General features: G+C 71.2%; 24 protein-coding genes. 10 read left to right on the top strand and 14 right to left on the bottom strand.

Annotated elements, in window-relative coordinates; all coding sequences use genetic code 11:
- Nucleotides 1-3 precede the first annotated feature (3 nt).
- Nucleotides 4-405, top strand: a complete 402-nt coding sequence (locus CHF16_RS36880) for a cupin domain-containing protein (protein WP_089330830.1) — start codon at nt 4-6, stop codon at nt 403-405.
- Nucleotides 406-1,086: 681 nt separating this feature from the next.
- Nucleotides 1,087-1,653 carry a dihydrofolate reductase family protein gene (locus tag CHF16_RS36870; RefSeq protein ID WP_179271882.1) on the top strand — a complete coding sequence of 189 codons (567 nt, stop codon included), beginning with the start codon at nt 1,087-1,089 and terminating at the stop codon, nt 1,651-1,653.
- A 49-nt stretch (nt 1,654-1,702) separates the two neighbouring features.
- Here the strand turns inward: CHF16_RS36870 and CHF16_RS36865 are convergent, their stop codons facing one another.
- Nucleotides 1,703-2,269, bottom strand: a complete 567-nt coding sequence (locus tag CHF16_RS36865) for an RBBP9/YdeN family alpha/beta hydrolase (RefSeq protein WP_089330827.1) — start codon at nt 2,267-2,269, stop codon at nt 1,703-1,705.
- Between the two features lie 79 nt (nt 2,270-2,348).
- On the opposite strand from CHF16_RS36865, the gene CHF16_RS36860 reads away from it, so the two are divergent.
- The gene (locus tag CHF16_RS36860) at nt 2,349-2,753 is read left to right on the top strand and encodes a MerR family transcriptional regulator (RefSeq protein WP_089330826.1); all 405 of its coding nucleotides are present in this window, start codon (nt 2,349-2,351) and stop codon (nt 2,751-2,753) included.
- Here CHF16_RS36860 and CHF16_RS36855 read toward each other — a convergent pair.
- Nucleotides 2,750-3,586, bottom strand: coding sequence for an SDR family NAD(P)-dependent oxidoreductase (locus tag CHF16_RS36855; protein WP_089330825.1), 837 nt, complete (start codon nt 3,584-3,586; stop codon nt 2,750-2,752). The genes CHF16_RS36860 and CHF16_RS36855 overlap by 4 nt on opposite strands.
- A gap of 77 nt (nt 3,587-3,663) precedes the next feature.
- Between CHF16_RS36855 and CHF16_RS36850 the strand changes: the two genes are divergently transcribed.
- A complete protein-coding gene (locus CHF16_RS36850) occupies nt 3,664-4,071 on the top strand; it encodes a winged helix-turn-helix transcriptional regulator (RefSeq protein ID WP_089330824.1) in 408 nt (135 codons plus the stop codon).
- Between the two features lie 24 nt (nt 4,072-4,095).
- Here the strand turns inward: CHF16_RS36850 and CHF16_RS36845 are convergent, their stop codons facing one another.
- Together CHF16_RS36845 and CHF16_RS36840 are read right to left on the bottom strand one after the other, a co-directional pair.
- On the bottom strand, nt 4,096-4,281 hold the full coding sequence (locus tag CHF16_RS36845) for a DUF397 domain-containing protein (protein ID WP_089330823.1): 186 nt from the start codon (nt 4,279-4,281) through the stop codon (nt 4,096-4,098).
- Nucleotides 4,278-4,469, bottom strand: a complete 192-nt coding sequence (locus CHF16_RS36840) for a hypothetical protein (protein WP_089330822.1) — start codon at nt 4,467-4,469, stop codon at nt 4,278-4,280. The genes CHF16_RS36845 and CHF16_RS36840 overlap by 4 nt, the downstream gene beginning before the upstream one ends.
- 203 nt (nt 4,470-4,672) lie before the next feature.
- On the opposite strand from CHF16_RS36840, the gene CHF16_RS36835 reads away from it, so the two are divergent.
- On the top strand, nt 4,673-5,020 hold the full coding sequence (locus CHF16_RS36835) for an ATP-binding protein (protein ID WP_089330821.1): 348 nt from the start codon (nt 4,673-4,675) through the stop codon (nt 5,018-5,020).
- A 65-nt stretch (nt 5,021-5,085) separates the two neighbouring features.
- Here CHF16_RS36835 and fahA read toward each other — a convergent pair whose 3' ends face one another.
- The 4 genes from fahA to CHF16_RS36815 form a co-directional block, all read right to left on the bottom strand.
- Nucleotides 5,086-6,252 (bottom strand): fumarylacetoacetase, encoded by a 1,167-nt coding sequence (gene fahA / locus CHF16_RS36830; protein WP_089330820.1) that lies wholly within the window; start codon nt 6,250-6,252, stop codon nt 5,086-5,088.
- Nucleotides 6,249-7,106: a hypothetical protein gene (locus CHF16_RS36825; protein ID WP_218827017.1), complete on the bottom strand. Its 858-nt coding sequence runs from the start codon at nt 7,104-7,106 to the stop codon at nt 6,249-6,251. The genes fahA and CHF16_RS36825 overlap by 4 nt, the downstream gene beginning before the upstream one ends.
- A complete protein-coding gene (locus tag CHF16_RS36820; protein WP_089330847.1) occupies nt 7,082-8,287 on the bottom strand; it encodes a homogentisate 1,2-dioxygenase in 1,206 nt (401 codons plus the stop codon). Before CHF16_RS36820 ends, CHF16_RS36825 begins: the two co-directional genes overlap by 25 nt.
- 144 nt (nt 8,288-8,431) lie before the next feature.
- Nucleotides 8,432-8,959, bottom strand: coding sequence for a MarR family winged helix-turn-helix transcriptional regulator (locus CHF16_RS36815; RefSeq protein ID WP_089330819.1), 528 nt, complete (start codon nt 8,957-8,959; stop codon nt 8,432-8,434).
- A gap of 145 nt (nt 8,960-9,104) precedes the next feature.
- Here CHF16_RS36815 and CHF16_RS36810 point away from each other — a divergent pair, with 145 nt between their 5' ends.
- Nucleotides 9,105-10,838 (top strand): pyruvate dehydrogenase, encoded by a 1,734-nt coding sequence (locus tag CHF16_RS36810; RefSeq protein ID WP_089330818.1) that lies wholly within the window; start codon nt 9,105-9,107, stop codon nt 10,836-10,838.
- 117 nt (nt 10,839-10,955) lie between these two features.
- On the opposite strand, the gene CHF16_RS36805 is transcribed toward CHF16_RS36810, so the two are convergent.
- The gene (locus CHF16_RS36805; protein WP_089330817.1) at nt 10,956-11,660 is read right to left on the bottom strand and encodes a TetR/AcrR family transcriptional regulator; all 705 of its coding nucleotides are present in this window, start codon (nt 11,658-11,660) and stop codon (nt 10,956-10,958) included.
- A gap of 152 nt (nt 11,661-11,812) precedes the next feature.
- Between CHF16_RS36805 and CHF16_RS36800 the strand changes: the two genes are divergently transcribed.
- Both CHF16_RS36800 and CHF16_RS36795 read left to right on the top strand, forming a co-directional pair.
- Nucleotides 11,813-13,426: an MDR family MFS transporter gene (locus CHF16_RS36800; RefSeq protein WP_089330816.1), complete on the top strand. Its 1,614-nt coding sequence runs from the start codon at nt 11,813-11,815 to the stop codon at nt 13,424-13,426.
- Nucleotides 13,427-13,523: 97 nt separating this feature from the next.
- Entirely contained in the window at nt 13,524-15,122 is a 1,599-nt protein-coding gene (locus tag CHF16_RS36795) for an AMP-binding protein (RefSeq protein ID WP_089330815.1), read from the top strand.
- Between the two features lie 86 nt (nt 15,123-15,208).
- Here the strand turns inward: CHF16_RS36795 and CHF16_RS36790 are convergent, their stop codons facing one another.
- A complete protein-coding gene (locus tag CHF16_RS36790) occupies nt 15,209-15,595 on the bottom strand; it encodes an ATP-binding protein (protein ID WP_089330814.1) in 387 nt (128 codons plus the stop codon).
- A 285-nt stretch (nt 15,596-15,880) separates the two neighbouring features.
- Between CHF16_RS36790 and CHF16_RS36785 the strand changes: the two genes are divergently transcribed.
- A complete protein-coding gene (locus tag CHF16_RS36785; RefSeq protein WP_089330813.1) occupies nt 15,881-17,122 on the top strand; it encodes a hypothetical protein in 1,242 nt (413 codons plus the stop codon).
- A gap of 68 nt (nt 17,123-17,190) precedes the next feature.
- A complete protein-coding gene (locus CHF16_RS36780; RefSeq protein WP_089330812.1) occupies nt 17,191-18,072 on the top strand; it encodes an SCO6745 family protein in 882 nt (293 codons plus the stop codon).
- Between the two features lie 41 nt (nt 18,073-18,113).
- Here the strand turns inward: CHF16_RS36780 and CHF16_RS36775 are convergent, their stop codons facing one another.
- The 4 genes from CHF16_RS36775 to rph all read right to left on the bottom strand — a co-directional run bounded on the left by CHF16_RS36775 (nt 18,114) and on the right by rph (nt 23,726).
- Nucleotides 18,114-18,755: a DUF4232 domain-containing protein gene (locus tag CHF16_RS36775; protein WP_143228277.1), complete on the bottom strand. Its 642-nt coding sequence runs from the start codon at nt 18,753-18,755 to the stop codon at nt 18,114-18,116.
- 56 nt (nt 18,756-18,811) lie between these two features.
- The gene (locus tag CHF16_RS36770) at nt 18,812-20,026 is read right to left on the bottom strand and encodes a serine hydrolase domain-containing protein (RefSeq protein ID WP_089330810.1); all 1,215 of its coding nucleotides are present in this window, start codon (nt 20,024-20,026) and stop codon (nt 18,812-18,814) included.
- A 126-nt stretch (nt 20,027-20,152) separates the two neighbouring features.
- Entirely contained in the window at nt 20,153-20,785 is a 633-nt protein-coding gene (locus CHF16_RS36765) for a dihydrofolate reductase family protein (protein WP_089330809.1), read from the bottom strand.
- Between the two features lie 100 nt (nt 20,786-20,885).
- The gene (rph, locus tag CHF16_RS36760; protein ID WP_245869762.1) at nt 20,886-23,726 is read right to left on the bottom strand and encodes a rifamycin-inactivating phosphotransferase; all 2,841 of its coding nucleotides are present in this window, start codon (nt 23,724-23,726) and stop codon (nt 20,886-20,888) included.
- Between the last annotated feature and the right edge of the window lie 743 nt (nt 23,727-24,469).

Raw genomic sequence — 24,469 nt, 5'->3', positions numbered from 1 at the left:
CGCATGAGCTCTCACCTGCCTCCGGGCGTCGAGGTGGTCGCGACCCTGCCGGACGCTACGGCCAAGATCGTGGACGGGGCCGAGGCCAGGACGGTCCGGGTGACGCTGCCGCCCGGCGACCCCGGCGCGCCGCCGCACCGGCACCCCGGACCGGTGTTCGGCTACGTGACACAGGGCGAGATCCTCTTCGAGCTGGAGGGGCAGGCACCCCGGGTGATCAAGGCCGGGGAAGCCGTGTTCGAGCCGGGCGGCGACGTGATCCACATCCAGGGGGCCAACAACCTTCCGGACGCGCAGTCGCAGCTGGTGGTGACCATGTTCGCGCCTCCCGGGACTCCGATCCTGACCGTGGTCGGTGAGGAGGAGCTGGCCGAGCGCAGGCACCTGCGCGTCCCCCGGTCCTGAGGGCGCGCAGGGCGGAGCCGGGCGGTCGGGGCGGAGCCGGGCGGGCGGGGGCTGCCGCCCGCCCGGCCCGCATCGTGATCGGCTACCACCAGGCGGGCGGTTTGCCCGTGCTGTGGAGCCAGGTCGTGAAGAATGCGCCGAGATCCTGGCCGGAGATCCGTTCGGCGAGGGCCTCGTACTCCTCGGTGGTGCCGTTGCCGTACTTGTGCTCGGCCAGCCACGTGCGGGTCAGCTTCGTGAAGAGGTCGTCGCCGATCCTGGTGGCTCATCTCGTGATAGGTCGGACGGGTCTGCGTCTCCAGCGCGTTCTCGATGTTGAGCGGCGGGATGGAATTGTTCTCGATGATGGAGCCGCTGCCAGCGCCAGGCCGATCCGCCACAGTCCCGACGGCAACGCCGGCAGGGCGGCCACATGTGCGGCGCGCCGCGCCCAGCGGGGCGCCGGGGTGACCGCGGAGGGAGCGGTAAGACCGGAGCCGAGGTCGACGGACGCGGTGGCGATCATGTTGATCAGCCTGCTCGATGCGCGGCACCGCCGCTTCCCTCTCCGGGAGTGTCCGTTTCCCCCGCTTGGGGGAACGCCGCGCGGGAATCGCGCAAGTAGGCCGCCGTTCCTGCGATGAGTTCCGGAACTCCGGCGGGTCGTCTTTCCGGACGACCCCAACGACCGTGAGGAGCGCCATGGGCAAGGTCATCTACTGGATGAACACCTCGATGGACGGCTACATCGAGGACCGCGAGGGCGGCATGGGCTTCGGGGGCCCGGACGACGATTTCCTCCAGGCGGCGTGCGACCATATCCGCCGTTTCTCGGCGTTCCTGTTCGGCCGGCGGCTGTACGAGGCGATGGAGAAGCCCTGGACGCAGGACCTCGGAGGTGAAGGCGCCCCGCCCCTCGAGCGGGAGTTCGCCCGGCTCTACAGGGAGACGCCGCGGTACGTCTTCTCCGACACCGTCCGGACCGTCCCGGACGGGGTCACGATCGTCCGCCGCGAGGACGCCCTGGCGGTGGCGACGCGCCTCAAGCGGGAGTCCGACGGCCCGATCCAACTCGGCGGCCCCGAACTGGCGGCCTCCATGGTGCACCTGATCGACGAGTTCTGGGTGTACGCGTTCCCCGCGATCGTCGGGGGCGGCAAGCCGTACCTTCCCGTCACCGAGGAACTGCGCCTGCGGCTGGAAGAGCAGCGCACCTTCGCGTCCGGGGTCACGTTCCGCCGCTACGCCCGCCTCGCACCGCCCCGCTGATTCGGGTGGCGGGAGGCGGCGGACCAAGGCGCTCGCCTCCCGCAAGGCTTCACGCCGCGATGGCTTCCCACACCTCGGGCACCGAAGTGATGCCTTCGGACCCGAGGAAGTGACCGGCGCCTGGGACGACCTTCGGGGACACTCCGAGCAGCCGGGCGAGCCGGTCGGTGTGACCGGTCGGCACCACCGGGTCCGCGTCCGACCGGAGGACCATGAGCCGCCCGATGCGGTCGCCGAGACCCGTCACGTCGCAGCCGTCCCCGATGAAGGCGTCCAGATCCGGCAGCGTGGGCAACCGGTCGACGAAGCCCGAGACCAGGACGAGTTCGCCGAGACGCCACTGGCCCGGAAGCGAGCGGAGCACACGCAGCACGGCCAGGCAGCCCAGGCTGTGCGCGACGACGATCGAACCCTCGTCCGGTGTGCCCAGTTGGTCGCGGACGGTCTCCTCCCACCGTGCGGGGTCCGGAGCGAGCGTCTCCGGAAGGGCCGGGATCGTGGTCGGGACGCCGTCCGCGCGCAGCCGTCCGGCGAGCCAGCCGAACCAGTGATCGTCGGGCGTCGCGCCGTACCCGTGGATGATCGAGGCGCGCCGGGGGGTCGTTGCGGTCGTCATGCCGCATGACGGTAGGGGGTCACACCAGTGTGAAGGTCAAGCCGAGGTGTGAAGGTCAAGCCGAGGGAGGAACCAGACGGTGCTGATCAGCGAACTCGCCGCCCTGACCGGTATGAGCGCGCGGGAGCCGCGCCACTACGAGGACCGCGGTCTCCTGGTCCCCGCGCGCGACGGCAGCGGGTACCGGGACTACGCGGATTCGGACGTCGTCCGCGCGGCCGAGATCAGGACGCTGATCTCCGCCGGAATGAGCACGTCGATGATCCGGCGGTATCTCGACTGCGTCCGCACCGGCGATCACGGCATGTCCGTCGTGATGTGCCCGGACCTGCGGGCCGAGCTGGACGCCCTGGCCAGGTGCCTCGACGCCAGGCAGGCCGAACTCCGCGAGATGCGCCGGCGGCTGGACGTGCTCACGTCCGCTGAAGGCGGCACGACGGCCGCCGGACCCGGCCCCCGCCTGGCGATGCGCACCACGCCCTAATGGCCGCGACTGCGCAGTAGGTCTTCGGTGTAGGCGGCAAGGCGGGCGGCGTCGTCGGGATTCAGGGTCTTCAACGCCAAGTCGACGGGCTTGCCGCGGTCGATCGCAGAAAGCGGGGCCCCGGGAGGCCGGTCGATCCATTCGACGATCGGCCGGACCGCGTCTGCGACGGGACGGGCGAAGAATCTCGCGAGCAGTTTGATCGTGTTTCGGGCGAGCGGGTTCGGGTGGGCGTCGGCTCCGCTGCGGGTGAATCCGGGGTGGTAGAGGACGTAACGCGCCCTGCTCTCGACACGTCCGGCGAACGCGACGCCGAGCAGGTCGTTGGCCCGGCCGGCCTGGAGCTGGGCGCGCACCTGGCCGTAGCGACGCGTCAGCTGCGGGTCGTCCCAGAAGATCCGTCCCGAGGTGTTGCCGACGCCGGCCACATTGATGATCACGGGATCGGGGGCGGCGTCCAGGATGGGGCGCAGCCGGTGGCCGAGCAGATGGCGGCTCAGGTAGTACAGGGCGAAGGTGTACTCCAATCCGTCCGGGGTCTCGGTTCGTTCGGGCATTATCCGGTTGGCGAACAGCGCCAGCGCGTCGATGGCCTGGTTTCGCTCGGAAAGGTGGGCGACGACCCGTTCGACCTCGGCGATCGAGGACAGGTCCGCCCGCAGGAACCGCAGGTTCGGGTTCGCGGCCTGGTCGAGCAGAGCGCGTCCCCTGGCCTCACTGCTGCCGATCACGGTGACGCGGTCGCCCCGGGCGAGCCGTTCCAGGGCGACGGCCCTGCCCATGCCGGTGGTACCGCCGCTGATGATGACGGTCTTGGACGGCTGGTCCGGCATGGAGTCACTCCTTAGAGTCGAAAGCGGGAGGCTCCGATCATGGGCCGCCTTGTCGGAGGACGAAAGAAGGCAGTTTCATGTCCGGTACGTACACGGGTGTTCCTTCGGTGCTCGCACACGAGCTGCCCCGCCCGGTGCCGACCGATGAGTTGGCGGCGTGCCCGGTCGGGAACGTCTTCCGGCGGCTGGGCGACAAGTGGAGCATGCTGCTGGTGGTCATGCTCGGGGGCCGTCCGCACAGGTACAACGAGTTGCACCGCGCCATCGAGGGCATCAGCCAACGCATGCTGACCCGAACCTTGCGCGGTCTGGAGGCCGACGGGCTGGTACGGCGCGATGTGCACCCGACCGTGCCGCCCAGCGTCGAATACAGCCTGACCCCGCTCGGCCGCACACTCCTTGAGCCGCTGTCAGCGCTCGCCGACTGGGCCGTAGCCCACGAGCCCGAAATGCGCGAGGCCCGCTCCCGCCAGGCGGACGGGTAAGAACGCTGGAATGGGGACAGGCGTCTAGATCGACAGCTCACCGCGTTTGATGTGGTCGATGAGGGCCGCGAAGGCCTGGCGGGTGAGCGTGAGGTGCGGGTCGCGAGGTGCCTTGCTGTCGCGGATGGCGATGGCGTCGGAAAGCCCTGCCAACTCAACGCAGTTGCCGTAGTCATCCGACCATGCGGATTTGCGCCATCGTGTGATCATGAAATCGAGTCCAGTGTCTTGGCGATGAAGGCGCGAGATGCCTCGACGGTCAGTGCAGACATACCGATCGAGTCATACCGTATCTCCTGTTCTTGGATGTCGGCAGGGTCGAGGGATATGTGGGCTGGCTCAACCGCTATGAGATGCCAGAGGGAGAAGTCGGGGCGCAATGCGTCGGCGCGGCTCATCGGCCTTCCTCCATTGATGATCTGCTTCAGGAACCTTCCGGAAGTAACTCGCGGTGGCCGGCCTTGTCCTGGAAACGCGGGGGAAGGGGAGGTGGGCGAATGGGAGTGAAAGCCTCGGGTGCGGGCGAGTTGGACATTTCTTGTCTCGCGGCCGGGACGGTGTCGGGGCTGGTGCGGACTCTGGTGCAGTTCCGGCTTGTGGAATGGGGCTGGAAAAGCTCGCGGACGATGTTCTTCTGATCGCCGGTGAGCTTGTCGCCAATGCCGTCCAGCACGCACCGGCAGATCGGGAGATCCGGGTCCGGTTCACGCGGGAGGCTTCGGCCGTCGTGCCGGCCGTGTGGGACTCGTCCGATGCCATGCCCGTGGTGCGGCCGGTCGTGGAGCTCGCGCTGGACGACGTCGTACCGGACGCTCAGGCCCTGGACGCAGAGCACAACGACGGGACCGGAGGGTGGGGCCTGCCCCTCGTCCAGGCCCTCTCATCCTGCTGCGGGGTCAGTGGCACGAAGCCGCACGGCAAGTGGGTGTGGGCGAAGGTCGCCACCTGACGCGAGGACGAACGCCGGGGAGGAGCCGGGCCACCGCCCGCGGGGGTCGGGGGCGGTGGCCTTGCTCAGCGGGCGGGGAGGATCTTGCCCTTGACCTCGCCGAAGCCGATGCGGGTGCCGGACGGGCCCGGGGCCGTGGCGGTTATGGAGACCTCGTCGCCGTCCTCCAGGAAGGTGCGGCCGGCGCCGTTGACCTCGATCGGTTCCTTGCCGCCCCAAGTCAGTTCGATGAACGCGCCGCGCTGGTCCTTGGCCGCACCCGAGACGGTGCCGGACGCGAACAGGTCACCCGTACGGGACGAGGCGCCGTTCACCGTCATGTGCGCGAGCATCTGCGCCGGGGACCAGTACATCTCGCGGTAGGGCGGGCGGGAGACCACCTGGCCGTTCCACGAGACCTCAAGGGCCAGGTCCAGGCCCCACGGGTTCTTCTCCCGGAGGTACGGGAGGGGCTCCGGGTCCTGGGGCGGGGTCGCCACCCGGGCCGCTTCCAAGGCGAGCAGGGGGACGACCCAATGGGAGATGGACGTCGCGAAGCTCTTCCCCAGGAAGGGCCCCAGGGGGACGTACTCCCACGCCTGGATGTCACGGGCCGACCAGTCGTTGACCAGGACGACGCCGAACACACGCTCGGAGAAGTCCTCGGTGGTGACCGGCGTGCCCAGGGGAGAGCCCGTCCCCACGACGAAGCCGACTTCCGCCTCGATGTCCAGGCGGCGGCTCTCACCGAAGGTCGGGGCGTCCTCGCCCTTGCGCTGGCCGGTGGGGCGGACGATGTCCGTCCCGGACGGGACGACCGTGCCGGCGCGGCCGTGGTAGCCGACCGGGAGGTGCTTCCAGTTCGGCATCAGCGGCTCGGCACCGGGGCGGAACAGGCGGCCGAGGTTCGACGCGTGGTGCTCGGACGCGTAGAAGTCGACGTAGTCGGCGACCTGGAACGGCATGTGCATGGTGACCGCGTCCAGCGGATGCACCGCCGCGTCGGGGACGTCGTCCGCGGCCAGGTCGAGGATCAGTTCGCGGGCCTCGACCCAGCGCGCGTGGCCCTGCGCCATGAACGGGTTGAGGGACGGTGCCGCGAAGACGTCATCGCCCAGCGCGATGGCCAGGTCGATGACGTAGTCGGCCACGCGTACGCCGACGCGGGGCGTCTCCCCGGGGAGGGAGAAGACGCCGTACGGGAGGTTGGCGAGCCCGAAGAGGGAGCCTTCGGGGATCGCGATGCGGGTCATCGGGTGGTCTCCTGGAGGGCGGACGCGAGCAGGCCCAGGTCCGCGAGTTCGTTCAGGGGGTCGGTGATGCTGCACGTCCCGAAGGAGAGGAAGACGGCGCGGGCGGCCGCCGCCCGGCCCTCGCCCAGCGACGCCACCCGGGACGCGACGGAACGGGCGTCGCGGTCGGACAGGATCGCGGCCAGCTCGGGCACCGGGCGGCCGTGCAGGGCGGCGTCCGTCGCGAGCAGCAGGTTCAGGAAGCCGTGCTGGTGGAAGCCGGTCTCCGGGTCGGTGTTGCGGACGGGGTGGTGCAGCCCCGCGGTCGCCTTGAACGGCACGCGGGCGTCCACGACGGCCTTGATCCCGGTGGCCAGCTCGTCCGGGCTCGGGTAGAGGTGCGCCTTGACGCCGCCGGTGCGGAACTTGGCGCGGTGCCCCCGGGCTGCGACGGCGGCGATCATCGCGGGGCGGCGGTCGTCGCGCGGGAGCTCGACGTAGAGGGGGACGTCGGTGCGGCCGAGCACGCGGAAGAACTCCTCCGGCTGCATGCCGGACGGGACGGCGACCTCCAGGCCGCGCACCGTGATCGGCAGGTCGGCGGCGGCGGTGAGGGCCTTGGCGGCCTGGCACGGGCCGCTCGGCGCGGTGATCGACACGTCGAGGGGCCGCCCGCCGAGCAGCGGAGGGAGCTCCTCCAGCGCGGTCGCCGGCAGGACGAGGGGGCCGACGAGGCCGGCGTACGGGGCGGCGCGGTGCGCGCGGTGGGCCGGGACGGCGTCGGCGAGCGGCGCGAGGCCCGGCGGGAACACGGCGGCGTCGTCGCAGAGGCCGCGGGCGAACGCGGGGATCACGACCGCCTCGCCCAGGTCCACGCGTAGGCGGAGTCCTCGCAGGCCAGGCCGCCTTCGCCGAGTTCGAGCGGGTGGAAGGTGTCGACCATCACGGCCAGCTCGTCGAAGAACTCGACGCCGATGCTGCGCTCGTAGGCGCCGGGCTGCGGGCCGTGCGCGAGGCCGCCGGGGTGGACCGACACCGAGCCCTGGCCGATGCCGGAGCCCTTGCGCGCCTCGTAGTTCCCGCCGCAGTAGAACATGATCTCGTCGGAGTCGACGTTCGAGTGGTAGTACGGCACCGGGATCGACAGCGGGTGGTAGTCCACCTTGCGCGGCACGAAGTTGCACACGACGAAGTTGTGGCCCTCGAACACCTGGTGGACGGGCGGCGGCTGGTGGACGCGGCCCGTGATCGGCTCGAAGTCGTGGATGCTGAACGTGAACGGGTACAGGCAGCCGTCCCAGCCGACGACGTCGAACGGGTGCCGCGCGTAGGTCATGCGGGTACCGACGATGCCGCGGGACGTGCGGTGCTTGACCAGCACCTCGACGTCGGTCTCGTCCGACAGGAGGGGCTCGGACGGGCCGTGCAGGTCGCGCTCGCAATACGGGGCGTTCTCCAGGAACTGGCCGTAGCGGGACAGGTAGCGCTTGGGCGGCGCGACGTGTCCGGTCGCCTCGATCGCGTAGGCGCGCAGGGGTTCGTCACCGGTCGGCAGCCAGCGGTGCGTGGTGGACGTCGGGATGACGACGTAGTCGCCCTGCCGCGCGGACAGCGTGCCGAAGACCGTCTCGACCGTGGCCGTGCCCGACTCGATGTAGACGATCTCGTCGCCGGTCGCGTTCCGGTAGAGCGGCGAGTCGGCGGACGACACGACGTAGGAGAGGCGCACGTCGCTGTTGCCGAGGATCACCCGGCGGCCCGTGACGACGTCGGTCTCCGCCCAGGTCTCCTTGGGGAACAGGTCGTGCAGCTTCAGGTGGCGGGGCTTGAGCGGATGGTTGGGGGTGGTCGACACGTCCGGGACGTCCCAGGTCCGGGACTCGGTGATCGCGGACGGGATCTCCCGGTGGTACAGGAGGGACGAGTCGGACGAGAACCCTTCCTCGCCCATCAGTTCCTCGAAGTAGAGCCGCTGCTCGCCGTCCCCGTGGCCGCTGTGGCGATGCTGGGTGTGGCGCTTCGGCGGCACGTGGCCGACCCGACGGTAGTGGGCCATGTCCATCGCCTCCGATGGTTAATGCATTAACTACTTTCTGCCGACCCTACGGGTGTTCTTCCGTTCAGGGAAGGGCCCAACCCGGTCACTCCCCGGTGCCGGGCTCGCCGCGCGCGCCGGGCCGCCCCGCCGGGCCGCCGCACGTCAGGAGCGTTCGCGGGCGCCGAAGGACGTCCGGCCCGCGATGAGCTTGTCCAGCAGCATGATCAGCATCTGCTGCTCGGTCTCGGTCAGCGCGCCGGCCCACTGCCGCTCGCGCTCGTGCTGCGCGGCGAAGATCTCCAGCATCGCCGCGCGGCCCTTCGGGGTGAGCGACAGGATCACCGACCGGCCGTCGCGCTCGCCGGGCGCCCGGTCCATCATCCCGTCCGCGACCAGTGTCTTCGCCAGGTTGGAGACGGCGGCGCGGCTCATCCCGGCGAGCGTCGCGGCCCGTCCCGGCTCCAGCGGACCGGCGAGCCACGTCACGAACAGCAGCCGGAACCCGGCCCAGGAATGCCCGCGCGGCCGGTGGACCGTGGACTCCAGGTCGTAGGTGACGATCGCCGACGCCCGGTTCAGGGTCAGCAGCAGCCGGGTCGCGAGCCGGTCCGGGAAGCCGAACTCCTCGGCCAGCCGCCGTCCCGCGAGGTCGACGAACGTCCAGAAGCCGAGATCGTCCCGCTCATCCATCGCCCACGCCCCACTCGCGTACCCCGGCCCCGGCCCACATCCGGTTCATGGTTTGACTATTTAACCCGGCGGGCGGCCGGGTGTCAGGAGGAGATCATCGGGCATTGCCCGGAGCGGGGAGCGGGGCAGACCACGGGAGGCACGCATGGCGACCGTCGCCGACCAGTTCATCGAAGTGCTGCGGCAGGCCGGAGTGCGGCGCGTCTACGGGGTGGTGGGCGACAGCCTCAACCCGGTCGTGGACGCCGTCCGGCGGACGGACGGCATCGACTGGGTCCATGTCCGCAACGAGGAGGCGGGCGCGTTCGCGGCGGCGGCCGAGGCGCAGACGACCGGGCGGCTCGCGGTGTGCGCGGGCAGTTGCGGACCCGGCAACACGCACCTGATCCAGGGCCTGTACGACGCGCACCGGTCGGGGGCGCCGGTGCTGGCGCTGGCGTCGCAGATCCCGAGCGTGCAGATCGGCAGCGGCTACTTCCAGGAGACCCATCCCGAGCGGCTGTTCACCGAGTGCAGCCATTTCTGCGAGCAGATCGTCACGCCGGAGCAGATGCCGCGCATCCTGCGGACGGCGATCCAGCACGCCATCGGGCACGGCGGCGTCGCGGTGCTGACGATGCCCGGCGACACCGCCGGCAAGGACGCGGCCGCCCCGACCGGGAAGCACGACTTCCTCGTCCGGAAGGGGATCGTCCGGCCGCCGGCCGACCAGGTCGCGCAGCTCGCCGAGGCGCTGAACCGGGCGCGCAGGCCGATGCTGTTCTGCGGCTCCGGCGTGAAGGACGCGCACGCCGAGGTGATGGAGCTGGCGCACAAGCTCCTGTCGCCGGTCGGGCACGCGTTGCGGGGCAAGGAGTGGATCCAGTACGACAACCCCTTCGACGTCGGCATGAGCGGGCTGCTCGGCTACGGCGCGTGCTACGAGGCGATGCAGGCCGCCGACCTCGTCCTGCTGCTGGGCACCGACTTCCCGTACGACCCGTTCCTGCCCGGCAAGAACACCGTCCAGGTGGACGACGACCCGGCGAAACTGGGGCGGCGCACCCCGCTCGACCTGGCCGTCCATGGTGACGTGGGCGAGACGCTGAGGCTCGTCATGGACCAGGTGGAGCAGAAGCACGACCAGTCGTATCTGGACGACATGCTGCACCGCCACACGCGCGCTCTGGAGAACGTCGTCTCCGCCTACACGCGCGACATCGAGAAGCACATTCCGATCCATCCGGAGTTCGTCGCTAGCGTCCTGGACGACCTCGCCGACGACGACGCGATATTCACCGTCGACACCGGTATGTGCAACGTGTGGGCCGCCCGCTACCTCACCCCCAACGGCCGCCGCCGCGTGATGGGCTCGTTCGTGCACGGCTCCATGGCCAACGCGCTGCCGCACGCCATCGGCGCCCAGTACGGCGCGCCCGGACGCCAGGTCGTGTCGCTGTCCGGCGACGGCGGCCTCGGCATGCTGCTCGGCGAACTGCTGACCGTGAAGCTCCACCGCGTCCCCGTGAAGATCATCGTGTTCAACAACGCGTCGCTCGGCATGGTGCGCCTGGAGATGATGGTGGACGGCTTCCCCGCCTACGAGACCGACCACGAGGCCGTCGACTTCGCGGCGATCGCGGAGGCGATGGGCATCGAGTCGGCGCGGGTCGAGCGCCCGACCGACGTCCGCACGGTGATGGAGCGGGCCCTCGCCGCGCCCGGCCCGTACCTGCTGGACGTCGTCACCGACCCGAACGCCCTGTCCATCCCGCCGCACATCACGCCGGAGCAGGTCAAGGGGTTCGCGCTGTCGGCCGGCAAGACCGTCCTCACCGGCGGCGTCGGCAAGATGCTCGACCTGGCGCGCAGCAACCTGCGCAACATCCCCCGCCCCTGACCGCCCGGACCGGCCGCGCCGTGCTCCGGCTGGAGCCGGAAGCCGCGCCGTGCTCCGGATCAAATCAGGCCGGGAGCCGCGCCGCGATCCCCTCCTCGCGGTCAGCGGTGCCCGTGGTCAGCGGTACTCGCGGGAGATCTCGGCGAGGGTCTCCTCGACCACTTCGGCGAGGGAGCGGGTGGAGCGCTCCTCGGTCCAGATCACGGACGCGATGCGCAGCGCGGTCATGAAGGCGCCCGCCATGACGCGGTGGCGGAGGCCCGCGGACGGGACGCCGTCCCGCTCGGCGATCAGCTCGGTGAGGGCCCGCTCGAACTCGGCGTAGTGGGCGAGCTGCCGGGCCAGCACGGACGGGTGGTTGCGGGCGAGCCGGACCTGCGCCGCCCACTGCGGGTCGAGGTCGCCGAACCGCTCGTGGACGAGCCGCCACGTCGCCTGCAGCGCCGTCCAGGACGACTCGTCCTCCGGGCGGGTCGGGAAGATCTCCAGCAGGGCCCGCATCCGCTGCTCGCCGCTGTAGAGGAGGGCCTCCTCCTTGCCGCCGAAGTAGTTGGAGAACGTGCGGCGGGACACCCCGGCGGCGTCGGCGATGGCCTCGACGGTGACCTCGTCCAGGCCGTGCTCGACGGACAGGCGCATCGCGGCCTCGTGGAGGGCGCGGCGGGTCGCCTCCTTCTTGCGCTCGCGGAGCCCGCCCCGCGGCTCGGGCCAACCGGCCGCCGGTCCGGGCCGCCCGCCCGCCGCCCCGGGCCGGCCGCTCTCGCGCGGCTCGCCCTCGCGCAGCTCGCCCTTGTGTTCGCGCAGCCCACCGGTGCTCTCCATGGTGCGTCCAGCCTACCCACCTTCAAATACTGCGCTGTGAGAAAATTTGCCCAGTGGGAATAAGAGGTCCGGCCGGAGGGGTTGAGGTCTCGTTCCCAACTTTCACGCGGAGGCGACTCTTGACCGTTCCTGCCCCGACCAGACCTGCGCCGATGACGCACCGGCAGGTCCTAGAAGCGCTCAGCGGCCTGCTGCTGGTGCTGTTCGTGGCGATGCTCAGCGGCACTGTCGTGTCCACGGCGCTGCCGCAGATCATCGGTGCGCTCAAGGGCAGCCAGTCGCAGTACACGTGGGTCGTCACCGCGACCCTGCTGGTGTCCACCGCCAGTACCCCCATCTGGGGCAAGCTGGCCGACCTCTACAGCAAGAAGACGCTGCTCCAGGTGGGCGTCGTCATCTTCATCGTGGCGTCGGCGGCCTCCGGGTTCGCGCAGAACACCCCGCAGCTCATCTTCTTCCGCGCGGTGCAGGGCCTCGGCGTCGGCGCGCTGCAGATCCTGGTCCAGATCATCATGGCCGCCATGATCAGCCCGCGCGACCGGGGCCGCTACTACGGCTACCTCGGCGGCGTGATGGCGGTCGCGACCGTCGGCGGGCCGCTGCTCGGCGGGCTGATCGTCGACTCGTGGCTCGGCTGGCGCTGGTGCTTCTTCATCGGCGTCCCGTTCGCCGTCGTCGCGTTCGTGCTGCTGCAGAAGACCCTCAAGCTGCCGGTCATGCGGCGGCCCGACGTGAAGATCGACTACGCGGGCGCCACGCTGATCGCCGCGGGCGTCAGCACCCTGCTGATCTGGGTCACCTTCGTCGGCGAGCACTTCGCCTGGCTGTCCTGGCAGACCGCCGCGATGGCGGGCGGCGGCGTCGCGCTGCTCGCGGTCGCCGTGTGGGTCGAGTCGCGGGCGGCCGAGCCGATCGTCCCGCTGGACATCGTCGCGCGCCGCAACACCGCCCTCGCGATCATCGCGAGCCTCGCGGTCGGCATGGCCATGTTCGGCGGGGCCGTCTTCCTCGGCCAGTACTTCCAGATCGGGCGCGGCTACAGCCCGACCAAGGCCGGCCTGCTGACGTTCCCGATGATGCTCGGCGTGTTCGGCGCGTCCACCGTCGCCGGACGCCTGGCCACCAAGACCGGCAAGGTGAAGCCGTACATCGTGCTCGGGACGCTCGTCCTGACGGCCGGGTTCGGGATGCTCGCCATGATCGACCACGAGACGTCGCTGGTCTACCTCGGCGTCGGGATGTTCCTGATCGGCGCCGGTGTCGGCATGACGATGCAGAACCTCGTGCTCGTGGTGCAGAACTCCGTGCACCTGAACGAGATCGGCGCCGCCAGCGGGACCGTCACCTTCTTCCGCTCCCTCGGCGGGACGGTCGGCGTGTCGGTGCTCGGCGCGATCCTCGCCAACCAGGTCGCCGGCAAGATCGCGAGCGGGCTGCGGCGGCTCGGCGTCGACCCGACCTCGGGCGGCGGCGACGCCGGCAACCTCGACATCGCGGCGCTGCCGGCACCGGTCCGGGAGGTCGTCCGGGCCGCCTACGGCGACGCCACCGGGCACATCTTCCTGGTGTCCACCGCCATCGCGGTCGTCGGGATCATCGCGGCGGCGCTGCTCAAGCCGGTCACGCTGCGCGACAGCCTCGACCTGGCGGAGCCCGCCGACGCGGACGCGCCCGGCAAGAGCGCGAACGCGGCGGACAAGAGCACGGCGGACAAGGCGACCGCCCCGGTGGCCGCCACGGCGGACGGTTCGTTGTCAGGCTCGTGATAACCGCCGCCGCCAAAGGGTTGGTTCAGGACGGAGTGCGCGGAACCGGCCGTGCGTACGGTCGGTAATCCGGATCCCCGTACCGGAGGCGGTGGCAATGAGCGGACGATCGGAATTCGGGCGCCGTGCGGCGTCGGTCGCGCGCGCGGGCGGCATGTTCGCCCGGAGCGGGCTGTGGCGCCCGGGACCGCCGCTGAAGGTCGTCCGCCAGCTCGACGCCCTGCGCCGCTGGGGCACCCTGCTCGGCGGGACGGTCGCCTCCGCGGCCGCCCGCGACCCCGGCGTCGTCGCCATCGTCGACGACGCCGGGGAGCTGACCTACGGCGAGCTCGACGCGCGCACCGACCGGCTCGCCGCCGCGCTCGGCCGGTTCAACGACTCGCCCCGCGTGGCGGTGCTGTGCCGCAACCACCGCGGCATGGTGGAGACGCTCGCCGCGTGCAGCAAGCGCGGCTCCGACCTCGTCCTGCTCAACACGGGGATGAGCACCGATCAGCTCGTCACCGTCCTGCGGCAGCAGCGGGTCGAGGTCGTCATCGCCGACGCCGAGTTCGCCGCGTTCATCGCGGCCGTGCCGAAGACCGTGCACGTCATCACGGCGGGTGGGCCCGGCTCGGAGCTGGAGAACGCGATCGCCACCGCGCCCTCCGCGCCGGTCGACCCGCCGGCGAAGGCGGGCCGGACGATCGTGCTCAGCTCCGGCACCACCGGCAGCCCCAAGGGCGCCGACCGGCACTCGCGCCCCGGGCTGTCGCCGCTCACCTCGATCCTGTCCCGCATCCCGTACCGGGTGCACGAGCGGATGTTCATCGAGGCGCCGCTGTTCCACACCTGGGGTTACGCGATGCTCCAGATCGCGATCTCGCTGCGCGCCACGATCGTCCTGCGGAGCCGGTTCGACCCCGCGCAGACCCTCCGCACGATCGATGCCACCGGCGCGACCGCGCTCGTCGCCGTGCCGGTCATGCTCCAGCGCGTCATGGACCTCCCGGAGCCGGCGCGGCGCGAGTACGACACGTCCTCGCTGCGGATCGCCGCCGTCAGCGGCTCGGCGCTGCCCGCCACGCTCGCCACCGCCTTCATGGACGCGTTCGGCGACGTCCTCTACAACCTGTACGGGTCGACGGAGGCGTCCTGGGTCACCATCGCCACGCCCGCCGACCTGCGCGCCGCCCCCGACACGGCCGGAACGCCGCCGCCCGGGACGAAGGTCGCGATCCTGGACGACGAGGGCCGCCCCGTCCCGCCCTGCGCCACCGGCCGCATCTTCGCCGCCAACGAGTTGCTGTTCGCCGGGTACACCGGTGGCGGCACCAAGGAGATGCGGGACGGCCTGATGAGCCTCGGCGACGTCGGGCACCTCGACACGGAGGGCCGGCTGTTCGTGCACGGCCGCGACGACGACATGATCGTCTCGGGCGGGGAGAACGTGTTCCCGGGCGCGATCGAAGAGGTGCTGGAGAAGCTGCCGCAGGTCCGCGAGGTCGCCGTCGTCGGCGTCCCGGACGAGGAGTTCGGGCAGCGGGCCGCCGCGTTCCTCGTCCTGCGCGAGGGGGCCGAGCTGGACGCCGACGCCGTCCGGGCCCATGTGCGGGAGCATCTGGCCCGCTTCGCCGTGCCCCGCGACGTCCACTTCCTGGACGCGCTGCCCCGCAACGCCACCGGCAAGATCCTCCGCCGCTCCCTGACCTCCTAGCCCGGCGCGCCTCCAGCCCGGCGCCTCCAGCCCGGCGGCTCCTGGCGGCACTCGTGCCGCTCGCCTCGTATGCCCGGGGTGCGCGTTCAGGTGGTGACCGTGAACCAGAGGCGGGTGCGGTCGGGGGTCTGCTCCAGGCCCCATTCGTCGGCGAGGGCGTCGATGACGGTGAGGCCGCGGCCGTGGTCGAGGCGGCGGCGGAGGTGCGGGTCGGCCGCCGCCGGAGCGGGACGGGCGGGCCCGTCGTCGGCGATCTCCACCAGCAGGGCGCGGCCGTCGGTGGCGACGGTCACCGTGACGAGCCCGGTCCCGTGCAGGACGGCGTTGGCGACGGCCTCCCCCGTCATCAGCTCGACGTCGTCGAGGACCCCCTCGTCGGCGATGAGCTTCGCGGCGCGGTCGCGTACCGTCCGGCGGGCGCGGCGGCCGCCCTCGCCGTCGCTGAAGCCGAACGGTTCGCCCAGCCTTTCCAACCTGACCGACACTGCATCACCAACTCGACTCGGAAGCGCACCGCAATCATTCACCTGCGGTGAGTGATCGGCAATGCGACCGATGCATTGATCTTGGCCTGTCCGGGACAGCCGGGCGGCGCGATACTCACCGAGGCGCACAAACCAGGCGTTTTATCCGTCCCGCGGGGGGAATCGGCGGGCGCCCTCCCCATGTCACCATCCGATTCGGCAGCGTCTTTCGCCTTCGGCGGCGTCTTTCGCCGGGTGGGGTGGAGGACGCGCGTCCCACCCCGGAGGTGCGCCATGCACGCTGTCGTCCTCGCCTGCGCCGCGCAGGCCGTCTACATCGCCGCCTACGTCCTGTTCAAGACGGCCGCCGGGCGGATGGACCCGATCGGGGCCCGGCATCCGCTGCACGCCGCCGGACGGCTCGTCCGCAGCCCGCGCTGGTTCGCCGGGGTCGCGGTGCTGCTCGCGGGGTTCGCGCTCTCGGCGGTCGCGCTCGTCACGCTGCCGGTGGTCGCGACCCTGCCCGCCTACGGGCTCGGCCTCGTCACGCTCCTCGCGGTGGGGATGAGCGGGTTCGGCGAGCGGCCCACGTCGCGGGAGTGGCTCGCCGTCCTCATCACCGTGGCTGCGATGATCACCGCGGCGCTGTCGGTGCTGCCCGGCGCCGGCGAATCGCTGTCGGACGCGCTGCACCGGCCGGGCGGTGACGGCACAGCCGGGGGTCTCTCGCCGGCGAAGGCGGGCCTGGTGTTCGTGCCGTCGCTGGTCCTGCCGCTCTGGATGTTCTGCGTGCGCGATCGCGCGGTCAGCGGGCGGCACGCGCGCCCGCTGACCGGGATCGCGCACGGGCTCGGCGCGGGCGTGCTGCTCGGCGCGACCGAGGTGTTCGGGCAGGGCATGGCGATGATGCTCGCCGGCGGCCGGGGCGCCGGGGTGCTGGCGTCGCCGCACCCCTACCTGTTCCTGCTCGCGGGCGTCCTCGGCCTCGGGCTGCTGTCGATCGGACTGCAGCGCTGCCGCCTGACGATCATCGTCACGGTGGTCACGGTCACCGCGAAGACGCACCTGCTGCTGTCGGCCACGCTGCTGTACGGGGAGCCGTGGCCGCGGGAGTCGGGACCGTTCCTGCTGCGCGTCGCGGGCGTCGGCCTGGCCGTCCTCGCGCTGCTCGCGTTCCCCCGCCATGAGCGCCGCACCCGCCGTGCCGTCTCCGGCGTATCGGCATATGGATCGGCGTATGGATCGGCGTACGGATCGGCAGATGGGTCGGCGTACGGATCGGCAGATGGATCGGCACCGGCGACGGCGGCGGCGCCGCCCGCGATCGGGGCGGCACGTCCGCCGGTCCGCTCCGGGGACCGTCCCCGAGCGTGGGGCGGCTACCCGGTGGTGCCGGGGGGTGGCTTCTCCGGGCGTGCGGGCACCGTGCCGGTGATGCCGTCGCCGCAGGTCAGTGCCCCACCGGACGGGATGCCGGTGCCGCTGCGGCCGGACGGGCGCTGGTCGGATGCGGATGCGTTCCGGTTCAGGCCGTGAAATCTTGTCGCTGTCAAGATAGGCTGGTGGGGCTACCGACTTGATCGATCTCGACCCGAGGAGCCCCGATGACGGAGAACCCCGGCCTGGCGCGGCAGATGTGGCACCAGCTCGAAGCCGTGCACGCCCTGTTCTGGTACTCGCCCGACGTCTTCGCCGAGGCGGCGGGGCTCGGGTACGACGTCGACACGCGCTGGCCCAGCTACTTCGCCTGGCGTGCCGCCCCGCTCGGTGAGGCAGGCCCGGAGCGGGTCGCGTCCGCTTTCTACAGCTTCAGCCCGCGCATGGTGGCCGAGTACATCCCCGCGGCGTGGACGGTCGCGCCGCCGGAGCGCGTCCTGGCGGCCAGGGAGCGCGCCGTCGACCGCATGTACCGGGCGCTGCTCGGCGACGGCATCGCCTCGCCGGACCTCGCCGAGGCTGCCGCACTGGCCCGCGCCGCAGCCGAGGAGGCGGACACCGCGGGACGCCCGATCGCCGCCGCGAACGCCGACCTGCCCTGGCCGGACGAGCCGCACCTCGTCCTGTGGCACGCGATCGGCATCCTGCGCGAGCAGCGCGGGGACGGCCACGTCGCCGCGCTCCTCGCCCACGGGCTCGACCCGGCCGAGTCGCTCGTCTCGTTCGCCGCGGTCGGCGCCGCCGCCGCGGAGACGTTCGCGAGCCGCGGCTGGACGGACGAGGAATGGGCCGCCGCCCGCGACCGCCTCGCGTCCCGCGGTCTCGTCGACGCCGCCGGCGCCGCGACCGACCGGGGCCGGGAGCTGCGCGACTCCGTCGAGCGGCTGACCGACGACCTCGCCTACGCGCCCTGGCGTGCCCTCGGCGAGGCCAAGTCAGAGCGGCTGGGGCAGTTGACGATGCCGATCCTGGTCAAGGTCCTGGAGACCGGCCTGATGCCCGCGGAGAACACCCTCGGCATCGGCAAGGTCCAGGCACCGCCCCGCTGAGCCGGACGGCTCCTGGTGCGTCAGGAGCCGTCGGAGGTGCTCTAGCGGCGGGGGATGCTCGGGCGGCGGGGGGTGCTCGAGCGGCGGGGGAGGTGCCAGGCGGTCTCCTCCATGCGCCCGGTGTTGCCGAGGTCGAGGGGCCCGTCGGACTCGACGATGACGACGGGCCGTCCCGGCGCCGGCCGCACCTCCAGGTACGTGCCCGCCACCGCCGTCGTCGTCGGGTCGGTGACGAGGTTCCGCCAGAGGATCCCGAAGACCGCGGACCCGCCCGGCCGGATCGTCAGCGGCTTCGGCCCCGGATCCTTGACCTGCCTCGTGCCGCGCACGACCTTCACGTCGAACGGCTGCCGGTCCTTGTCGAGGACGCGCACGGACGGGTAGCCGTTCAGCCGGTACGGCCGGTCGCCGCAGTTGCGGAGCCGGATGGTCGCGGCGCGCAGGCCCATCGCCGCCTCCGGCTCGTCCATCCCGATGCTGATGCCCTCCGGCGTGCAGACGGGCGGCGCCGGCCTGGTCCGCTCCGGCGGGAACGGCGTCGGCATCGGCGGCTTCGACGGCAGCACCGGATAGGGCTCGGACGGGAGTGCGGCGGGCGCGGTCTCGGTACCGCAGCCCGCCGCGCCCGCCAGCACCGCCGCCACGGCGAGCAGCACGATCGATGTCCGCTTTGTCGGAGTCACTGGACGATCATCGCAGACGGTCGTGGAGGTCGTGTGTCCACGTGTCCACGTGTCCGTCAGCCGCAGAAGGCCGTCTCGGCGGCCTTGGCGAGGTCCGCCCGGAAGGTCGTGTCAGACTCCAGCTTCGACTCGTTGTAGGTGATGATCGCCTGGCGGCGGCCGTCGGCGCTGGTGTAGGTCCAGGTCCGGTAGCCGGGGAAGCCGCCGTCGTGGCCCCACCCGTAGCCGCAGGAGAACGCGATCCGGGCGACGCCGAGCCCGTAGTCCTCCACGATGCCGTCGTCGTTGACGGGACGGACCGTCCGCAGCTCGCGCATCTGCTTCGCCGGCAGCAGCCGGCCGGTGAACAGCGCCCGGTGGAAGCGCGCCACGTCGTCCACCGTGCTGACGATGCCGCCTGACGTCCGCGCGCTCGACGGGCTGACCAGCGTGCTCACGTCGCCGTACTCGTAGTAGTAGCCGTGCACGTACGGGCCGCGGAAGCCCGGGTCGGTCGTCGGGTAGAAGGTGTGCCGGAGCCGCAGCGGCGTGAAGATCCGCCGCTGCAGCTCCGCGCCCACCGGACGCCCGGTCGCCTTCTCGATGATCATCCCGGCGAGGATGTAGTTGGTGTTGGAGTAGTTCCAGTCCGTGCCGGGCGCGTACAGCGGCGGCTTCTCCGTCGCGATCGCGACCAGCTCCCCGGGCGTCCACGTCCGGGCGGGATCGGACATCACCCGGGGGTCGGGCGTGTAGTCGTTCAGCCCGCTGGTCTGCGCGAGCAGCTGCCGGATCGTGATCTTCGACCCGTCGTTGCCGTTCGCGGCGACCAGGCCGGGGAGCCAGCGGTCCACGGTGTCGTCCAGGGACAGCCGGTGCTCGGCGGCGAGCTGCAGCACCACCGTCGAGGTGAACGACTTGGTCACGCTGGCGATGCGGAACTGGAGCCGGTGGTCCATCGGCGCTCCGGTCGCCTTGTCCGCTACCCCGGCGGTCACATGCGACACGCGGGCGCCGCGCCGCGTCATGACGATGACGCCGGGCGCCCCGTCCGCGACCAGCTTCTCCGCCTGCTCCCGCACCTTCCGGTCGAGCTTGTCGCCCTCGCCTCCCTTGCCGTGGGCGGGTGAAGGGCCGTGGGCGGGTGAAGGCGCGGGAGCGGCGGCGTTCGCGGCCGAGGCGACCTCGACCCCGGCGGCCCCGACTCCGGCGGCCCCGACTCCGGCGGCCCCGACTCCGGCCACCAGAGCGGACGCCGTGACGAGCGCGGCGAACCGGGTGATGCGCGACATGATTTCCTCCTGGAAGGCCGTTCGTTAACGTGATCAAGCCTTCCGGCGGGCGCGCATCCCGGCACTGGGCCAAGACCCCGAGCCGGTGGTGTACCTGACGACACCCCGGTGGTTCCGGACCCCGCGTCAGACGCCGCGGTCGGGTGCGCTCATGTCACCCGTCGCGGGGGTTCCCTCGGCGAGCCCGTAGCGCAGGTACACGGTGCCCTTCGGGCTGGACGCCGGCGGTTCGAGGAGCGTGAGGTTCGAGGGCACCTCGCCGCCGTCGAACACCTTCTTCCCGACGCCGAGCACGATGGGGTGCACCCACAGGTCGAGCCGGTCGAAGAGCTTCTCGCGCAGGAGGGTCTGCACCAGGTTCAGGCTCCCGACGACCTTGATGCGCTCGTGCCGGTCGCGGATCTCGCGCACCGCGGCGGGGAGGTCCGGGCCGAGCTGCGTGGACCCGGCCCACGACAGGTCGGGCCTGCCGCGGGACGCGACGTACTTCGGGACGCTGTTGAACAGCGCGCCGATCTCGCTGTCCTCGTCGCCCTCGTGGTTCGGCCAGTAGGCGGCGAAGATCTCGTACGTCCGACGGCCGAGCAGCAGGGCGTCCGTGCCCTCGTATGCGGCGCCGACCTGCGCCCCGGAGACCTCGTCCAGCAGCGGCGCCTGCCAGCCGCCGAACGGGAACCCCTCCGGGTCCTCCTCGGGGCCGCCGGGTGACTGCGCGACGAGGTCGAGGGTCGCGAACATTTCGATGTCGATGAGGCCCATGTCTTCCCCCATATGGGTGCGGTTGTCGCGCGCCTGGTCATCGCGGTCAGGAAGTAGACCCGCGGGCACCTTCGAACTCATCGGCGACCGGCGGGACGGTTCAGTCGAGAATCTCGACGTACCCATCGGATCCGTGGATACGAATGCGCTGCCCGTCCCGGATCAGCCGCGTCGCCTGCTCCACGCCCACCACGGCGGGCAGGCCGTACTCCCGGGCGATCACCGCGCCGTGCGTCATGAGGCCGCCCACCTCCGTCACCAGCCCGGCGACGGCGACGAACAGGGGCGTCCAACTGGGATCGGTGAAGGCGGTGACCAGGATGTCGCCCGCCTCAAGGTCGGCCTGCGCCATGTCCAGGACGACACGGGCACGACCCTCGACGACCCCGGGTGAGACCGCCAGACCGGCCAGGGCGCCGGGCGGGACATCGTCACGCCGCCGCATGCCGGTGACGGTCTCGCCGTCCGAGGTGAGGACGCGGGGCGGGGTGAGGGCCTCGTACGACCGCAACGCCCGCCGCCTCTCCGCGATGAGCTCGGCGTCGGCGCCGCCCGTCCGTACGACCTCCTGCAGTTCCTGGAAACGGAGGAAGAAGATGTCGTCGCGTCGACTCAGGACACCGGACCGGACGAGACGATCGGCTTCGCGCAGCAACGCCTGCTTGTAGGCGAAGTAGCGGCAGACCATTCCGTACTTGGGGTACTCCCGATACCCGGCGAAGGCGCGGACACGGTCGATCATCCGTTTGGTCTTCGCGGCCTTCCGCTCCCCGTCGGGGAGGAGCCGGAGCCGCGCCAGCAGTTCCCGCTCTTTCCGTAGTGCCTCCTCGCGGCCTTCGGCGAAACGCCGCTTTCCCTCGCCCGGCTCGAAGTTCCTGATGTTGCCGAGCAGCGCGGGGACGAGCATGGCGGGCTGCTCGCTCCAGCGCGTCCTGGTGATGTCGATCTCGCCCGCACAGCGCATGCCGTAGGCGTCGAGGTAGCCCTGGATGGCGTCCCTCGCCTCGCGTCCGCCGGGGAGCTCGGCGAGTTCGACCAGGAAGCCGTCACCGTCCCGGCCTTCGTCCGCGACCCGCTGGAGGAACGCCACGACCTCCGGGAACGGCCGGATCACGTCCGCGACATCCAGAAGTGCCGGACCCATCTCCGACGTGACGTTGTGATCGACGGACAGCGTCAGCGTGTCGGCGGCGTTCTTCTCGCCGAGCCACTCCTCCAGCCGCTCGTTGAGCCACCATGCGGCCTCCATCCCGGCCATCACCGCCTGGTGACTCCGCGGGGCGAACAGGATGCGCTTCACCTCCGCGATGTCGCCGAGGATGAAGTCGAGCAGCGCCGTCCCGGACAGCCCCTGGATCTCGCGCCGCAGTACGGCGAGGGACGCCTCGCTCTCCCGGACCAACTCGGCGACGACGCTCGGATCCGCGTCGATCGGGGCGGGCGCGTCGCCGCTCGGAGGGCCACTCGGAGGGCCGGCCGGATCGTTGCCGGAGCCGTCGTCCGGAATCGGGGGAAGGAAATCAGGGCGGTCGAGGACGACCTGGAGCGCGTCCCGCATCATCGGATCGGCCTTCCCCGCCGTCTCCAGGAGACCCGCGCGCGCCGCGGGCACCGCCAGAATCGGGGCCACATCGACGAACAGCCGTCCGCCCGCCTCGTGCATCGGCCGCGGGGTCGTCAGCTGCCAGAACGAGAGCCCCAGCGGCTTCATCGCGTCCGTCATCATCTGCTGGTGGCCGACGGAGACGTAGACGCGCGTTTCCTGGTCGCGCGTTTCCTGGTCGCGCTTTTCTTGGACGCGCGTTTCCTGGTCGCCCTTTCCCGGGTCGTCTGCTTCGGGGATGGGGAACAGGGTGGTGATCGGCCGGCTCTGCACGATGTGGAAGTCATCGCCGACCAGGCACCATTCGATGTCCTGAGGTCGGCCGAAGCGCGCCTCGATCTCCCGGCCCGACCGCACCAGGCGCACGACCTGCGCGTCCGTCAACGCCGCCTGCTCCTGCCGCTGCGCCTCGACCGGCGCGTCCTCGGTTCCGCCGCCCGGCGCCGCCTGGACGGACCGCGCCTTGGCGGCGACCGCCGAAGTGACCAGCCGATCGTCCCGCACCGTGTAGACGTCCGCGGCGACCAGACCGGACACGAGCGCCTCGCCGAGCCCCCATCCCGCCTCAACGGTGGCGACCTTTCGGTTCGAGGTCACGGGGTCGGCGGTGAACAGGACCCCGGCCGCGTCCGGGAACACCATTCGCTGGACGATCACGGCCATGCGCACTTTCCGGTGGTCGAAGCCGTTGCGGGACCGATAGGCCACCGCCCGCTCGGTGAACAGCGACGCCCAGCAGCGGCGGACGTGGCGCAGAACGGCGTCCGTACCCACGACGTTCAGGTAGGAGTCCTGCTGGCCTGCGAAGGAGGCCGTAGGCAGGTCCTCCGCTGTAGCGCTGGATCGCACCGCGTACGCGTCCCGCTCCCCGAGCCGGGCCGTCGCCTCGCTGATCGCCGCCGCGAGATCGTCGGGCATCGCGAGTGCCTCGATGGCCTGGCGCACCTTGGCACTGAGGTCCCGGACCGCTGCGCCGTCGTCCGGATCCACGCGCGCCAGCCGGTCGAGGTGATCGCTGACGGACGGTGCCTCGGCCACGACCCGCTGAAAGGCGTCCACGGTGACACAGAAGCCGTCCGGTACCAGCACACCGTCGATCCGCGACAGCTCCCCCAGGTTCGCCCCCTTACCGCCGACGTCCGCGACATTCGTCGAGTTGATTTGCTCGAAACCCAGCACGTAAGCCAATTCCGCTACCCCCATCGTTCGTCGGGTCGGCTTGCGACCACGGCAGTATGAACGAATTTTTTGTGTCTCATGAGGGGCGAGTTTCTGATATAAAGTGAAACTGGGGGGACGGGCGAGTGCGGCGCGCGTCGTGCCTGCCCCGGCGGCCACGTCCCCACGGTGGGATGCAGGGGTGAGCCCTCAGCGAAGCCGCTTCGTCCAGCTTCCTCGACACTGCCCGGCGGCGAAGTTGCGGGGGTCGATCGCTTGGTGTCGGCACCCTGGATACCCCGCTCGTCCCTGTCTGGCCTCTTCGCGGCGCACATCATCGGCCGGCTCGCGGTGTGACCGGCCTGCTCGCGGTGTGACCGGCCTGCTCGCGGTGTGACCGGCCTGCTCAGTGGCTCGCCCTTGCTGCCTGGCCTTCTGGTTCGGATCCATCCACTGAAGCTCACCAGGGGCTTGCGGCCAGAAGTGTCTGAACATGGCCTTGTTGCGGGTCTGTTTGTCTTGCTGCATGTGGTCTGAGCAGGCGTCGGCAAGCTCGTCGAGAGATTCGTCCGAGCCGTAGGTTCCGCAGACCGTGTCCTGTGGGCGCCGACGGTCAGGTGCTCTTGAGAAGCGCCCGCGAGGTGTCGGCGGGCGCAGTTCTGGTTTTTTCTGGCAGCACGTTCGGAGGCCCAATTCGTCCCTACCGCCATCTTCGGTGCGGCAGTGGCCGTCACGTGTGTGACCTTGCGGAGGTGCTGATTCAGCGACCTGATGCTCTCGGTGGTGCGAGCAGCCGGTGGATGGCCACGGGCGAAGCGTATCTAGCGGGTGTTCTGTTGTTGGTCCTGGTTGCGGTGGTCTTTTACCGGAATGGTGTGGTTGCTGCTGGTGGTCGGTTGCGGTGGCCTCTGGCGGGCGGGTGC

The sequence above is a fragment of the Actinomadura meyerae genome, assembly GCF_900188445.1.
Classification (GTDB): Bacteria; Actinomycetota; Actinomycetes; order Streptosporangiales; family Streptosporangiaceae; genus Spirillospora; species Spirillospora meyerae.
The sequence above is the reverse complement of the archived record's forward strand: the minus strand, read 5'-3'. Positions and strand labels throughout refer to the sequence as shown.

Excerpts from the sequence above, each read along its gene's own strand:
- CHF16_RS36880 (WP_089330830.1), top strand. The coding sequence starts at position 4 with ATGAGCTCTCACCTGCCTCCGGGCGTCGAGGTGGTCGCGACCCTGCCG.
- CHF16_RS36870 (WP_179271882.1), top strand. The coding sequence starts at position 1,087 with ATGGGCAAGGTCATCTACTGGATGAACACCTCGATGGACGGCTACATC.
- CHF16_RS36865 (WP_089330827.1), bottom strand. The coding sequence starts at position 2,269 with ATGACGACCGCAACGACCCCCCGGCGCGCCTCGATCATCCACGGGTAC.
- CHF16_RS36855 (WP_089330825.1), bottom strand. The coding sequence starts at position 3,586 with ATGCCGGACCAGCCGTCCAAGACCGTCATCATCAGCGGCGGTACCACC.
- CHF16_RS36850 (WP_089330824.1), top strand. The coding sequence starts at position 3,664 with ATGTCCGGTACGTACACGGGTGTTCCTTCGGTGCTCGCACACGAGCTG.
- CHF16_RS36845 (WP_089330823.1), bottom strand. The coding sequence starts at position 4,281 with ATGATCACACGATGGCGCAAATCCGCATGGTCGGATGACTACGGCAAC.
- CHF16_RS36840 (WP_089330822.1), bottom strand. The coding sequence starts at position 4,469 with ATGAGCCGCGCCGACGCATTGCGCCCCGACTTCTCCCTCTGGCATCTC.
- CHF16_RS36835 (WP_089330821.1), top strand. The coding sequence starts at position 4,673 with ATGGGGCTGGAAAAGCTCGCGGACGATGTTCTTCTGATCGCCGGTGAG.
- fahA (WP_089330820.1), bottom strand. The coding sequence starts at position 6,252 with ATGACCCGCATCGCGATCCCCGAAGGCTCCCTCTTCGGGCTCGCCAAC.
- CHF16_RS36820 (WP_089330847.1), bottom strand. The coding sequence starts at position 8,287 with ATGGCCCACTACCGTCGGGTCGGCCACGTGCCGCCGAAGCGCCACACC.
- CHF16_RS36815 (WP_089330819.1), bottom strand. The coding sequence starts at position 8,959 with ATGGATGAGCGGGACGATCTCGGCTTCTGGACGTTCGTCGACCTCGCG.
- CHF16_RS36810 (WP_089330818.1), top strand. The coding sequence starts at position 9,105 with ATGGCGACCGTCGCCGACCAGTTCATCGAAGTGCTGCGGCAGGCCGGA.
- CHF16_RS36805 (WP_089330817.1), bottom strand. The coding sequence starts at position 11,660 with ATGGAGAGCACCGGTGGGCTGCGCGAACACAAGGGCGAGCTGCGCGAG.
- CHF16_RS36800 (WP_089330816.1), top strand. The coding sequence starts at position 11,813 with ATGACGCACCGGCAGGTCCTAGAAGCGCTCAGCGGCCTGCTGCTGGTG.
- CHF16_RS36795 (WP_089330815.1), top strand. The coding sequence starts at position 13,524 with ATGAGCGGACGATCGGAATTCGGGCGCCGTGCGGCGTCGGTCGCGCGC.
- CHF16_RS36785 (WP_089330813.1), top strand. The coding sequence starts at position 15,881 with ATGCACGCTGTCGTCCTCGCCTGCGCCGCGCAGGCCGTCTACATCGCC.
- CHF16_RS36780 (WP_089330812.1), top strand. The coding sequence starts at position 17,191 with ATGACGGAGAACCCCGGCCTGGCGCGGCAGATGTGGCACCAGCTCGAA.
- CHF16_RS36770 (WP_089330810.1), bottom strand. The coding sequence starts at position 20,026 with ATGTCGCGCATCACCCGGTTCGCCGCGCTCGTCACGGCGTCCGCTCTG.
- CHF16_RS36765 (WP_089330809.1), bottom strand. The coding sequence starts at position 20,785 with ATGGGCCTCATCGACATCGAAATGTTCGCGACCCTCGACCTCGTCGCG.